The 12,866-nt window shown below is 63.4% G+C and carries 12 protein-coding genes and 1 tRNA gene; 4 read left to right on the top strand and 9 right to left on the bottom strand.

Features of this window, described 5'->3' with window-relative positions:
• Nucleotides 1–37: 37 nt before the first annotated feature.
• A complete protein-coding gene (locus tag AB4Z37_RS26850) occupies nucleotides 38–487 on the bottom strand; it encodes an NUDIX hydrolase (protein WP_441519764.1) in 450 nt (149 codons plus the stop codon).
• The gene (locus tag AB4Z37_RS26845; protein ID WP_441519763.1) at nucleotides 487–1,002 is read right to left on the bottom strand and encodes a hypothetical protein; all 516 of its coding nucleotides are present in this window, start codon (nucleotides 1,000–1,002) and stop codon (nucleotides 487–489) included. Before AB4Z37_RS26845 ends, AB4Z37_RS26850 begins: the two co-directional genes overlap by 1 nt.
• Nucleotides 1,003–1,065: 63 nt before the next feature.
• Between AB4Z37_RS26845 and AB4Z37_RS26840 the strand changes: the two genes are divergently transcribed.
• On the top strand, nucleotides 1,066–1,830 hold the full coding sequence (locus tag AB4Z37_RS26840; RefSeq protein ID WP_441519762.1) for an SOS response-associated peptidase: 765 nt from the start codon (nucleotides 1,066–1,068) through the stop codon (nucleotides 1,828–1,830).
• Between the two features lie 104 nt (nucleotides 1,831–1,934).
• Here the strand turns inward: AB4Z37_RS26840 and AB4Z37_RS26835 are convergent, their stop codons facing one another.
• From AB4Z37_RS26835 to AB4Z37_RS26825, 3 genes are read right to left on the bottom strand one after another with little or no spacing between them, the layout of a single operon-like run.
• Entirely contained in the window at nucleotides 1,935–2,516 is a 582-nt protein-coding gene (locus AB4Z37_RS26835) for an NUDIX domain-containing protein (protein ID WP_441519761.1), read from the bottom strand.
• 38 nt (nucleotides 2,517–2,554) lie between these two features.
• Nucleotides 2,555–3,982 (bottom strand): FAD-binding oxidoreductase, encoded by a 1,428-nt coding sequence (locus AB4Z37_RS26830; protein ID WP_441519760.1) that lies wholly within the window; start codon nucleotides 3,980–3,982, stop codon nucleotides 2,555–2,557.
• Nucleotides 3,983–4,008: 26 nt separating this feature from the next.
• Nucleotides 4,009–5,004 (bottom strand): L-threonylcarbamoyladenylate synthase, encoded by a 996-nt coding sequence (locus tag AB4Z37_RS26825; RefSeq protein WP_441519759.1) that lies wholly within the window; start codon nucleotides 5,002–5,004, stop codon nucleotides 4,009–4,011.
• Nucleotides 5,005–5,089: 85 nt separating this feature from the next.
• On the opposite strand from AB4Z37_RS26825, the gene AB4Z37_RS26820 reads away from it, so the two are divergent.
• Nucleotides 5,090–5,166: transfer RNA gene (locus AB4Z37_RS26820), tRNA-Pro, on the top strand.
• Between the two features lie 558 nt (nucleotides 5,167–5,724).
• Here the strand turns inward: AB4Z37_RS26820 and AB4Z37_RS26815 are convergent.
• A complete protein-coding gene (locus AB4Z37_RS26815; RefSeq protein WP_441519758.1) occupies nucleotides 5,725–6,795 on the bottom strand; it encodes an LLM class flavin-dependent oxidoreductase in 1,071 nt (356 codons plus the stop codon).
• A gap of 373 nt (nucleotides 6,796–7,168) precedes the next feature.
• On the opposite strand from AB4Z37_RS26815, the gene AB4Z37_RS26810 reads away from it, so the two are divergent.
• Nucleotides 7,169–8,647 (top strand): MDR family MFS transporter, encoded by a 1,479-nt coding sequence (locus AB4Z37_RS26810; protein ID WP_441519757.1) that lies wholly within the window; start codon nucleotides 7,169–7,171, stop codon nucleotides 8,645–8,647.
• A gap of 138 nt (nucleotides 8,648–8,785) precedes the next feature.
• Here AB4Z37_RS26810 and AB4Z37_RS26805 read toward each other — a convergent pair whose 3' ends face one another.
• Both AB4Z37_RS26805 and AB4Z37_RS26800 read right to left on the bottom strand, forming a co-directional pair.
• A complete protein-coding gene (locus tag AB4Z37_RS26805) occupies nucleotides 8,786–9,064 on the bottom strand; it encodes an ArsR/SmtB family transcription factor (protein ID WP_441519756.1) in 279 nt (92 codons plus the stop codon).
• Nucleotides 9,065–9,247: 183 nt separating this feature from the next.
• The gene (locus tag AB4Z37_RS26800) at nucleotides 9,248–10,756 is read right to left on the bottom strand and encodes a porin (protein WP_441519755.1); all 1,509 of its coding nucleotides are present in this window, start codon (nucleotides 10,754–10,756) and stop codon (nucleotides 9,248–9,250) included.
• A gap of 543 nt (nucleotides 10,757–11,299) precedes the next feature.
• On the opposite strand from AB4Z37_RS26800, the gene AB4Z37_RS26795 reads away from it, so the two are divergent.
• A complete protein-coding gene (locus AB4Z37_RS26795) occupies nucleotides 11,300–12,178 on the top strand; it encodes a LysR family transcriptional regulator (protein WP_441519754.1) in 879 nt (292 codons plus the stop codon).
• A gap of 169 nt (nucleotides 12,179–12,347) precedes the next feature.
• Here AB4Z37_RS26795 and AB4Z37_RS26790 read toward each other — a convergent pair whose 3' ends face one another.
• A complete protein-coding gene (locus AB4Z37_RS26790) occupies nucleotides 12,348–12,569 on the bottom strand; it encodes a hypothetical protein (protein ID WP_441519753.1) in 222 nt (73 codons plus the stop codon).
• Nucleotides 12,570–12,866: the final 297 nt, after the last annotated feature.

The following is a 12,866-nucleotide window of genomic DNA, read 5'->3' as shown; positions in this document are numbered from 1 at the left end:
GGCGGGCGGGGTCCTGTTCGCTCCCCGGGGGTCCGAATCAGAGAGCGCCGGTTCTGCCCGCGAGCCGCGCCTGTGCGGCGCGGATGATCTCGGCAAGCCCCTCGGTGGTGCGCAACGGGCCGATCGCGTCAGGCGCGAGCCAGCGGGCGTCGTCGAGTTCATCGTTCAGCATGACCTCGCCGGACACCCAGCGGGTGGCGAACGACAGGATGACGAAATGGCCGGTGACGCCGAGTGCCGGGTTCGGGACCACCTCGCGCCAGCCGGCGAACCCGACCACGTCGATCGCGAGGCTGGTCTCTTCCCGGACCTCGCGGGAGATGGCCTCGACCAGGGTTTCGCCGAATTCGACCCGCCCGCCGGGCAGGGTGTAGACGCCCTTGCCGGGCTGTCGGGCGCGGCGCACCAGCAGGATCCGGTCATCGCGGAAGATCGAGGCGCTGACCGCGAGTTGCGGCCGGATCGGCGTGGGTGAAGCGGAGCTCATCAGGCCGTCATGATGCGGTCGACGTCGGCTTCGTCGTCGGCGCCGTTGATGATGCCGCCCGCATGCGCCACCAGCGGTTTGACCCAGCCGGTCGCCTGGATGGCGAGCTGCGCCCGGCTGTTGTCGTGGCGCACCTTGCGCATGGCATCGCCGACCGCAGTGAGGATCGAGGTCATGGTGGTGGTGATGCCATCGAATTCGCCGCGGATCGCCGGATCCGCTTCGTCATAGGCCTGGATGGCGAGATCGCGAGCCTTGAAGTTGGAGGCTCGGAAGTGCTCGGCGTAGGACAGCGGCTCCCAGCTCAGGAAGTCGTCGGCGCAGTCCGGCAGGTCCGGAATCATCTCCAGCAGCATGATGGCTTCATTGAAGTGATTCAGGTAATCGGTGGCAAGCCCGGTGCGAGGGTTGATGTTGGCAGCGCGCAGCTCGGCTGCGCGTGCGGCACCGAGCGCCGTCGCCTCACCGCGAGCGGCAGCATCAATCGGGGATATCTTCGGCGCCGGCGAGGTCATCTGGGCAAGTGTTAGGCGGGCAGGGTTAAGAGGGCCTGAATATGATGGTATCAGGATGAGGAAATGTGCGGCCGCTACGTCCTTCTGACGGCGCCTGACGCCCTGCGCCAGCTGTTTGCCTATGGCGAGCAGCCCAACATGCCCGCGCGCTACAATATCGCGCCGACCCAGCCGGTGCCCGTCGTGCTGCACGAGATGGGCGCGCGCCATTTTCTCCTGATGCGCTGGGCATTCATGCCTGCATGGGTCAAGGACCCGCGCGCGTTCGCGCTTGTCATCAACGCCCGGTCCGAGACCGTCCGCGACAAGCCGGCGTTCAAGAACGCCATCAAGCGGCGGCGCTGCCTGCTGCCGGCGGATGGCTACTACGAGTGGCAGGAGCGCGGTGGTCGCAAGCGCCCGTTCTACATCCACCCGCGCGACGGCGGCCCGATGGCGTTCGCCGGGCTCGCGGAAACGTGGGTCGGGCCGAACGGCGAGGAGGTCGATACGGTGGCGATCGTCACCACCGCGGCGGCGCCGGAGATGGCGGTGCTGCATCACCGCGTGCCGGTGACCATCGCGCCGGAGCATTTCGAGCGCTGGCTCGACTGCGCTGCCTTCAATGTCGATGCGGTGACGGGCCTGATGGTGCCGCCGCGTGCCGGCGCGCTGGTCTGGCATGAGGTGTCGACCGCGGTGAACCATGTCGCCAAAGACACCCCGCAGCTCATCCTGCCGCTCACTGAAGAGCAGGCCGCGGTCGAACGCGCGGCTGCGGAGGCGAAGAAGCCGCCGCGCGCGCCGCGGGTGAAGGCCGTCGACGATGGCCAGGGCTCGTTGTTCTAGGCGCAACAACGCGCCTTTCTCCTCACCATGAGGAGATCAGCCTTCACCAGCAGCGGTGTGCTCAGGCCATTGCCGCGTGCGCCCCGGAATGACGGCCTATCCCGTCAGCCAAAGATCCGCAGCGCCGCGTGCTGCAGCAGCATGATGGTTTTCGCGTCGACGATGCGGCGGTCGGCGATCATGGCGAAGGCGTCGTCGAACGGCAGCTCCAGCACCTCGATGTCCTCGCCCTCATCGGCGAGGCCGCCGCCATCGCCGATCTTCATGGTCGGATCATACTCGGCGACGAAGAAGTGCAGTGTCTCGGTGACTGCGCCGGGGCTCATGAACGCCTCGAACACCTTGTGCACGTCGACGATGCGATAGCCGATCTCCTCCTCGGCTTCGGCGCGAATGCGCTCGTCCGGCGCCGCGCCGTCGAGCAGGCCGGCCGGCACCTCGATCATCAGGTCGTCGTAGCCGCTGACGAAGGCGGGATAGCGCAGCTGCCGCGTCAGGATCACGGTGCGGCGTGCGCGGTTGTAGGGTAACAGCGCAGCGCCGCTGCCGCGATCATAGGTCTCGCGGTGCTGGGTCTGCCACTCGCCGTTCGAGCGCCGCCAGGCGAAGGTGGTGGTCTTGAGGATGTACTTGTTGTCCGACAACAGGCGGACGTTCTCGACGCGGATGCGGTCGGCGATGCTCATGTCGGCAGATCCTTCAGCGGGCGACGGCGCAGGCTGGCTCACACCACCTTGCCGGGATTGAGGATGTTGAGCGGGTCGAACGTCGCCTTCAGCGTGCGCATCAGGTTGAGCGCCACCGGATCCTTGAAGTGGGGCAGCTCGTCGCGCTTCATGAAGCCGATGCCGTGCTCGGCCGAGATCGAGCCGCCGAGCCGTGCCACGATGGTGTGCACGGTGTCGTGGACCTCTTCCCAGCGCGTCAGGAACGCGTCCTTGTCGGCGCCGGCCGGCTGGGTGACGTTGTAGTGGATATTGCCGTCGCCGAGATGGCCGAACGGCACGGGGCGTGCGCCGGGGATCAGCTTCACCACCGCTTCGCTCGCTTCCGTGATCAACTGCGGCACCGCGGCGACGGGCACCGACACGTCGTGCTTGATCGAGCCGCCTTCCGCCTTCTGCACCGGCGAGATCACCTCGCGTAGGGTCCAGAATGCCTGGCGCTGGTCGAGATTGGCGGCGATCACCGCGTCGTCGACGAGGCCGTCCTCCATGGCGCGCTCGAGGATCGCCTCGATGGTCGAACGGGCATCGTCGCGCTGCGAGGAAATTTCCATCAGCACGTACCAGGGGTGACGGCTGGTCAGCGGATCGCGGATACCAGGTCCGTGGCGGACGCAGAAATCGACGCAGATCTCGGCAATCAGCTCGAAGCTCGTCAGCGTGCCGGCGGCTTCGCTGCGCGCCAGCGTCAGCAGCTTGAGCGCGGCTTCCGGCGAGGCGAGGCCGATGAACGCGGTCTCGACCGCACGCGGCTTGGGGAACAGCTTCAGCACCGCGGCGGTGATGATGCCGAGGGTGCCTTCGGCGCCGATGAACAGGTCGCGCAGGTCGTAACCGGTGTTGTCCTTCTTGAGCTTGGACAGCGCATTGACGACGCGCCCGTCGGCCAGCACCACCTCGACGCCGAGCGCGAGGTCGCGCGCCACGCCATAGGCCAGCGCGGCGGTGCCGCCGGCATTGGTGGAGAGGTTGCCGCCGATGGTGCAACTGCCCTCGGCGCCGAGCGACAACGGAAACAGCCGGTCGGCGGCGTCGGCGCGCTGCTGGGCGGTGGCGAGCACCACGCCGGCCTCGCAGGTCATGGTGTTGGACGCAAGGTCAAGGTCGCGGATGTTGTCGAGCCGGCGCAGCGACAGCACGACCTCGCCATTGTGCGGCGTCTGGCCGCCGACGAGGCCGGTGTTGCCGCCTTGCGGCACCAGCGCGGTGCGGGTCTCGGTGGCGAGCTTGCAGATGGCGGCGACCTCCGCGGTCGAGCCTGGGCGCAGCACGAGCTGCGAGCGGCCCTGGTAGAGGTTGCGCTCTTCCACGAGGTAGGGGGCGATGTCGTTGCGGTCGGTGACGGCATAACGCTCGCCGACGATCGCGGCGAAGCGCGCGATCAGGTCGGGCGACAGCGTCGGGGCGGGCCGGTCGGTGGTGCTCATGTCAGCTCCTTGGAAATCGGGCGGCGTCAGTCCTGCGGCGCGGCGGCGCGGCGCAGCCGGTCGTTGATGGCTTCCCCGAGGCCGTCGTGGGGAATGGGCATCACGGCGATACCGGTGGCGCCGGCGCGGTCCAGCGTGCGCAGGTGACCGAACAGGTGGGCGGCGGCCTCGACGAGGTCGCCGGCGGGCGAGAGATTGAGGGTCGCGGCGGCCTGATCCGCGCCTGGGATAGCGACGGTGCCGAACGCGAGCAAGGCCTCGCCAGGGGCCAGGGTCTCGGCGTCGAGGCGCACGCGGGTGCGGGGGGCATAATGGGAGGTCAGCATGCCCGGTGCGAGCGGCCGGGGGCCATCCGCGCTGCCATGAGCCTCCGGGCCGGCGTCAGCGAGCCGCATGCCGAGCGCGGCCTCGATCGCCTCGCGCGGCACGCCGCCCGGGCGGAGCAGGGTCGGGGCTGCGAGACAGGCGACGATGGTCGATTCGACGCCGACCATGACCGGTCCGCCGTCGATGATCAGCTCGATTCGGCCGCTCAGATCGCTTGCGACATGGGCGGCGGTGGTCGGCGAGACATGGCCGGAGAGGTTGGCCGAAGGCGCGGCGACCGGGCGGCCGAGCGCGGCCAGGATGCCATGCGCCACCGGGTGGGCGGGGATGCGAATCGCCACGGTGTCGAGGCCTGCGGTGGCGAGATCGGCCACCGGGCAGTCGTCGGTCTTCGGCAGCACCAGGGTTAGCGGCCCCGGCCAGAATTTTTCTGCGAGTTCCAGGCTGCGGGCATCGAATCGGGCGAGCTTTCGGGCCGCCGCGAGATCCGCCACATGGGCGATCAGGGGGTTGAACGAGGGGCGCCCCTTGGCCGCATACAGCCGGGCGATGGCCTCCGGATTGGTGGCATCGGCCCCGAGGCCGTAGACGGTCTCGGTCGGAAATGCCACCAGGCCGCCCCGGACCAGGGTTTCGGCGGCTTTTTCCTGTGAATTGGGCCCCGCGGGCAGCGTCTCGGTGGTCGGTTTCGGCATTACGGAAGTGTTTTCGCTGAAGATTTTTCTTCAATAGCAGTTCTTGCGGTCTGCGAAACCCTTGGCTATAACGCCGCCTCCTAGTCGGAGTGTGGCTCAGCCCGGTAGAGCACTGCGTTCGGGACGCAGGGGTCGTAGGTTCAAATCCTACCACTCCGACCATGGTTTCTTTGGCATTTTTGCCTTTTCTCCCGCTCACCATTCAGCCTGACCAGCGTTTCACCCACCGAAACGTGTTGGGGCTTTGATGATAATGGCTGCCAGCGCGCCCTGCATGAACCTGCGGGGAGATGGTGGAGACCTCCTGTGCTCGCGCCAGCATGACCACAGCAAGTGCAGGCCTGGAGCGCGTTCGCTGTTGAAGGAAACACGAACGCACGCTTATTGATGTACCTCGCTTTCCTGGCGCGAACAGTGCCGCCCCCGGATCAAGTCCGGAGGCATGCTTGGCTCGAAAACGCTATAGATTTGCTCCGCTGTCGGCTCGATCGGGCGCAGATAGGGCAGCGCTTCAGGCGCAGGAAGCGTCACGGACACGCGCAGCGAGCTCGGCCTTCGCACCGACAAATGCACTGGTTAAATGGGTGGTTCGCCACGGCAACTTTCGAGGGCGAATTCTCGAACGTTACGCGCAGCGACGCGGGTCAGGGCGGCGTCAAATACCAATGGTAGGTGATGAAGCGCGAGCTGGGCGTTCTTCGACGCCGCGGGCCACGGGCCTCAATCGCGCAGCAATGGAAGCAGCAGATCGCCCTGCCGCTTGATTTCCGACAAATATGGCGTGTCGGACAGCACGAACTGGGTGATGCCGAGAGCCTGATATTTGCGGAGCGAGCGCGCGACGTCCTGTGCAGAGCCAACCAGCCAGGTGGTTCCGGCGCCGCCGCCGCCGAACCTGCCGGGAGCGGTATAGAGGTTGTCGTCGAGCACATCGCCGCGCGTATGGAGGTCGAGCAGCCGCCGCTGCCCGACCGCAACCGCTCCCCTGTGGTCGTGCCAGCCTGCGCCGTTGCTCTTCGCCATTTCAGCGACCTTGGCCTCGGCATCGGCCCAGGCCTGTTCGGTGGTGTCGCGGACCAGCGTCGTGATCCGCAGCCCGAACTCGAGCGGCGGCAGGTCACGATCCAGCCTGCTGCTCAATGCTTTGAGCCGCTCGATGCGCTCCCGCACGCCGTCGAGCGGTTCTCCCCAGAACAGCTGGACATCGGCTTCGGTGGCGGCGACCCGTTCGGCCGGCTCCGAAGCTCCGCCGAAATAGAGCTTGGGATATCGACGGTCGCCGCGCGGCTTGATGCGGGGTGCCGCCGTCGATCCGGTCACCTGGAAATATTCACCGGGGTATGTGACGTCCACCTCTGTCCACAGCCTGCGAACGAGGCGCATGAATTCCTTGGTGCGGGCATATCGTTGGTCCTGGTCCCCCTCGCTGTCCCCGTAGGCGGCCAGATGATCCTTTCCGGACACGATATTGATGCGCACCCGGCCGCCCGTCAGTTGATCCAGAGTAGCCGCAGCCGAAGCGAAATGAGCGGGCTGCCAGTAGCCGGGACGGATCGCGATCAGCGGCTCGAAGGTCGTCGTCCTCGCCGCCAGCGCGGCTGCGACGGTGAAGGTGTCCGGCCGTCCCCACCCCGTACCGATCAGTGCGCCCGACCAGCCATGCTCCTCCAGGGCCCTCGCGTGCGTGGTCAATGTCTCCAGGCTGTTGTGGTCGTCGACCGCGGTGTCGCCACGGTGGCCGGCTTTCACATCGTTGGGGATGTACCAAAGAAATTCGGGCTTGCTGATCATGAGGGCGGCCGCTCAGAAGACGTGCGAGTGATGGGGGCTGTTGCGATCTGCGATATGGCAGATCTTTGATAACCTGCCGTCTCGATCAGCACAATTTCCTGTGCCAGGTTAGCCTTTATGGTGGCATGTTCTGGAGGCGCCAGCATCCCAAATCTATCCGGTGGAGGAATTGGCTTTCAGGAGCCGAGCGGTGAAGCAGGACGTTCTGAGTCTTGTTGCAAACATGAAATGATTTGTCCGCGTGGGCACGGGGCGCCCCGGGCCCCAAGGCATCATGTGCAGCGCCAGTGATGGCAGGCGCGCAATACTCGCAAGTCGGGCATGAGCAAATGAAGCTTCCCATTGGACCCTGACACGGCACATAACCGCATCAATGTCCGAACCGCCGATACCTCCCGCACAATCGAGCGCTCACGCCGTTCACGCGGGACGGGGGAAGCCACGCACGATTGCGCTCATTATCGCCAGTGCGATGTTCATGGAGCAGCTCGACGGAACGGTGCTGGCCACAGCCCTGCCGACGATGTCGCGTTCGTTCCATGTCGATCCTCTGTACATGAACGTCGCGTTGACGGCCTATCTGCTCAGCCTGGCCGTGCTGATCCCGGTCAGTGGCAAGGTCGCCGACCGGTTCGGCTCCAGAACCGTTTTTCGTGCCGCAATTGCAATCTTCACGATCGGCTCGCTCCTGTGCGGGCTCGCTCCATCACTCACATTTCTCGTTGCGGCGCGCATCGTCCAGGGGATTGGCGGCGCGCTCATGATGCCGGTCGGGCGCCTTGTCTTGCTTCGCGCCGTTCCGAAAAAGGATCTGGTCGCCGCAATGGCATGGGTCTTGGTGCCTGCAACCCTCGGTCCGATCCTGGGGCCGCCGGTCGGCGGCATGATCATCACCTATCTCGACTGGCGATGGATCTTCTATATCAACATTCCCATCGGCCTCGTCGGAATGGTCCTCGCCAGCCGCTACATCGAAGAGTTTCGCGAGGCCGAGGGAACGACCTTCGACTTCAGGGGCATCATTCTTTCGGGCGTTGCACTGACGTGTTTCATGAGCAGCTTCGAGCTGGTCGGTCGCGGTATAGGCTCCCTCGTATCCGTGGGCGTGATCCTTGCCACTGGCGCGGCAGCTGCGCTGTTATATGGGGCCCATGCCTGGCGATCTCACGCTCCGATCCTCGACTTCCGGCTGATGAGGATCGCGACGTTCCGGACATCGGTCGTCAGTGGTACGCTATCCCGCATTTCAGTGGGAGCCATGCCCTTTCTCTTGCCGATGATGCTGCAGCTCGGGTTTGGATTGTCCGCCGCCCAGAGTGGCCTTGTCACGTTTGCAAATTCGGCCGGGTCGCTGTTCATGCGGGCGATGGCGCCATGGTTCTTGCGCCAGATCGGGTTCAGGAATGTGCTCGTCTGGGTCGGATTTGGAGCCACCCTGCTTTTGGGGGCGTGCGCTGCATTCCGGCCGAGCTGGCCGATCGCCGCGATCTATGCCATCCTGTTCGTGCAAGGCTTCTGCCAATCGTTGCAGTTCATCTCGTACAATACGATCGCTTACGCTGATGTGCGCAGCGACACGATGAGCGCGGCGACAAGTTTCTATACAACTTTCCAGCAGCTTTCTCTGGCGCTCGGTGTCGCCTTTTCCGCGATGGCAATGGCACTGTCCGGCAGGATCTTGGGACACGACCAGCCGCAGCTGATGGATTTTTCCGTGGCATTTCTCGCGGTCGCTCTCGTGTCCATGTTTGCTCCGGTGGTCAGCTGCACCATGGATCCGCACGCGGGATCTCAAGTGAGCGGGCATGGGACCAATTCCGCTTCCGCGGTCAATGCGGCTCCAGCCGAATGAGCGCGAGCAAATGGCCTGAGAAGGCGCCCCGGAATCATCATGGCGACACGGGACGGCGCGGCGTTCGAGCCTGACGGCGCTGCGGTACTCTCGAGGCTTCGGTGTCAACTTGGGTTGAAATCGCAATGCGGTGTACGCTCAGAAGCGGCGGTCGAGGTCGAGCCATTCCTGTGCGAGGGCCAGTGTCTCGCGGTTCAAGCGCCAGAACCTTTTCTTGCCACGGCGTTCACTCGAGACGAGTGCTGCGTCCCGCAGAATCCTGATGTGCCGGGAAACGGCAGGTCCCGACATGTCGAATGGCTCGGCCAGAATGCCGACATTTGTTTCGCCTTCGGCCAGCCGCGCAAGGATTGCACGGCGAACAGGATTTGCGATGGCGTTGAAGATGGAGTCCAGGCTCTCACTTAACGGCTGCATTGGATCGCAGAACAACAACGGCTGGGGAGATGGCGACTGGGACGCAGAGCCAACCCGGCGACCGCTATCGAGGAATATAAGAGCAAACCCGCGGTGGGATCTCCGGTGGGGCATCACCGGAGATCCGTGGAGGTCGACAAAAGGAAGTATGGTTTGCGGTGTCTCCTTTCAGTCCATCGAGGATCAGAAGCTGCGCAGAATCTCGACTGTGCCGGTATAGAAATTCTGATTCTGCAGTTGCAGTTTCGAACTGGGCGCGTAGCCCGGAATGCTCGCGCCCGCGCTGGTGAAGGTGCCGTTCAGGTGTTGCTCCAACCGTGTGTATTGGAATTCAGCTCCAACGGTCAGGTCTTTGACGGGAGTCCAGGCTGTGCGCGTGCCGACCTGAACGAAACCCAGATCGAAGTTGCCGGTCGCGGTCGTTGTACCCGTCGTGAGCAGGCCGGAATTTGCCGCGGCCAGCAGCAAACTGTTGCCAACCGAGCCGTACGCGATATGGCTGTAAGAGCCGAATACGGAGGTTCGCCATGCGGGCGTCCAGTAATGTTCGTAGAAGGCGCTGACGTTCCATGCGTCGCTCTTTGCGATCGATGAACCGCTCGCCGCGCTCAGGCCCGAATACACACCATCAAGGACATAACCAAAAGCGAGGCTGCCGCCATTCGCGACCGCGAAGCGACCTGCGCCTGCCGTGTCGAATGTCCCGCCAAAGGCGTACTTCGCGGCTCCATTGGCGAAGGTGCCAACCACTTTCAGGCTGTCGCCAACGCCGGTCGGCAGGTTCTTGAGCTCGAATGCGCCGGTGACGGCGTAGCCCCACGTCGAATCGGGATGGCCTGTCGTGCTGTCGGAAGAGGTGTAGTAAGTTCCATGGACTTCATGAGCCGCGGCACCCAGGTGCAGAGATCCCCATGATTGATCGATCCGGAGGTTGCCGACAATATCGGGAACGTGGTCCCCGCCCTGAGCATTGCCAGTGAACGTGTTGCCGGTGGTGCCGTATGTGACCGTGGCGGCCCCAAAGGGCCCCAACAACGCGGACGACGTGTTGATCACGCCGGCAGATCGATACGGCTGTGCATCCTCGAGCGAGATGGTCGCCGAGACTCCGTTGCCGAAAGTCGCTGTATAGGCCAACTGGTCGATGCCGGTCGAGTTGTTCGATCCGGAGATGAAGCCGGTTCCTCCGATATAGGGCTTTGCAAGTGCCCATTGAGGATCAAACTGCGACACGGCTTTGCCGAAGGTAAAGCCGGCAAACTGGATGAACAGGAAGTCATTCTCGACGAACCCGCCCGAGATGTTCTCGCGTCCGCGTGACCAATCGAACAATATGTTCGCATAGGTGCGGAGAATACCATACTCGGTCTCGGTGCGCGTATCGACGAAGAGACCCAGGCGCGAGCGGGTCGAGAAATAGTCCTTGTTGTATGATCCGGCGCCATTCGCGCCGCCCTGCCAGTATGGCAGGTCGAACGTGCCGGCGTTGATGGAAGTCGCCACCCGGACGTACCCGCCAATGCGGATGCAGGTGTCGGTTCCGGGAATATAGTAAAAGCCGGCACCGTACAGCGAGCAGACCTTGACGTACTCCACTGCTTTGGCCTTGACGGGAAGATCGGCGGCGTCGGCATTACCAACAGCAAAGAAACCAGCCGCCGTCGTGAGCGCTGCATACTTCAAGACATTCATTCTAGCCCCCAATATCGCGTATGTGACCCTGGGCGCCGTTGGCGCGCGGGGTCATCGTTACTGGCTACGTTTTTGCAAAGCGCCTCGCCCATGCAATGTGCGATGGCGTTTCAGCCGACGGAGCCCCAGATCGACGGTTGCCCGGACGTCCGCTTCGATCTCGCTTCAAAGCGCGATCGTGTCGTCGGATGACCGAATGCACCGCGTGTGGAGACCCTGTGTTTGAAATAGTCGCGCGTCCAATATGAACTTGATCGTGATTAGGACGATATTCGACTAGGAGTACAGCTTTCTCGTCTGGTGGCCGTCACGGAATGTGCATTCCATCAAAACGGGAGATGCTGCCAAAACGCGCGCGTCCCGCGCGGCATTTCGTCTTTCAAGAGAGGCATGCTTTCATCACCTGCAGAATCTCAGCGGCGGTCGGCGGCTATTCCCTTGCTTCCGTTCATGTCCGTGCACAGATAAGGGCGGCGTTCGCGGCACGGTATGGCTTGACCGGTTGTGAAATGATGTTCGTCATTCTATTGAATGGATGCACTATTGATTATCGATCCTCGACTCATCGCGCAGTTCGCCGTCATCGCGGAGGAGGCGTCATTCACCAGGGCGGCTGTTCGTCTCGGAGTAGCTCAGCCCTGGTTGTCCGCGCGGTTGCGAAAGCTCGAGGATCAGATCGGATTTTCGCTTTTCTCCAGGAATACGAGAAACGTTTCGTTGACGGATCAGGGGCAGGAGTTCCTGAAGGCGGCTCGTGGCGTGCTGGCATCCATCCAGTCGGCGCAGGTTCTGGCGGAGCGGCTTCGCAAGCAGGAAGGGCGCCGGTTGCGTGTGGGATCGAGCCTCCATGGCGCTCTCTTTCAGAAGAGGAAGGAGATCATCGAACGTTTCCTGGCGGGCAAGGGCGATCTGGATGTCGAACTGGATATCGGATGGACGCCGTCGTTATTGAAACGTTTACGTGCAGGAGAGCTTGATGTCGCCTTTATCGCGGGCCCGATCGAGGAGGTTGACATCGAGTCGGTTTCCATCGGTCGTTCGAATCTCAGCCTTCTCACCTCAAAGAACAACCCCGTGGCGCGGCTGAAGGTGCTTCAACCGGCCCATCTTGCCGGGCAAACGATAGCCACCTTTCCCAGGCGCGCGCATCCCGTCCTCTTCGATCATCTCTACATGCCGCTTCAGGTTGCTGGCGCCAAGTTGCTGGAGGTATCCGAGCCGAGTGACGATCTGTTCGATCAGGTACGTGCCTCAGGGCAATTGATCGTGTCGTATTTTGATTCGCTGAATATGAAGCAGAATATCAATAGGTCGGGGATTGTCCGCAAAACCCTCGGTTCTGCTCGGATTCACTACCTGCTCGCTCGGCGGCGCGGTCATTCTCCGCCGATGATCGAAGCTCTCTGGGAAATGGTGAGGTAGAGCCTCGGGGCGGTACGGATTCTGCAAGCCAGCAGGCTCTCATGCAGCCCGCCGCAGCTGTTGCTCGAGCCCCGCAGGTGGCGGCCGGCGGGGCCCTCCGGGCTGGCCATCGTTAACGGCTGTCGCCCGGACATGGATTGTGGCAGGCGTTAGGCCAAATCGACCCCACTCACCCTCCGGTGCGTCCATTTGGGTTTTCGTTCGCGCTGTTGCGGCCGCTCATCGAGTTTGCGTTGCTGCCGACAAAATCGTCACCGCTTCCCATGGATGCATTCGTATTCCGAACTGTTTTGTCAGCGCGAGCGCCGCGCAGTCTGTCAGGCTGTTCGGCGTGGCTGGCTGTCACCAATGCGATCCCGACCGCAAGGGTCGCAACAAGCAGATGTTTCATAATTGGTTTCCCTCATCAGTGGCCCTCATCTGTGCTGCGATGGACGAGCCGAGGGAAAGGACCATCAGTCGAGGGAGGCTGAAAGTCTAAGACGAAATTATCGGGTTTTTATCCTGCTTCGTCTCAATTGAGTGCTGTCGGAGCCGGGATGCGACGTCGCTCGTGGTTGTTCAAAACAGCATTCAGGAGGCCGCCGCTGGCGAGAATTCGTCATGGAGCGGAGGCAGTCGTTGATGGCTGCCGCGATGGGTGGCCTCGCCGCGCTACCCCTGCGCGCGCTCTTGCCGATTCACGACA

The sequence above is a fragment of the Bradyrhizobium sp. 2TAF24 genome, from assembly GCF_052115025.1.
GTDB lineage: Bacteria > Pseudomonadota > Alphaproteobacteria > Rhizobiales > Xanthobacteraceae > Bradyrhizobium_A.
The sequence above is the reverse complement of the archived record's forward strand: the minus strand, read 5'-3'. Positions and strand labels throughout refer to the sequence as shown.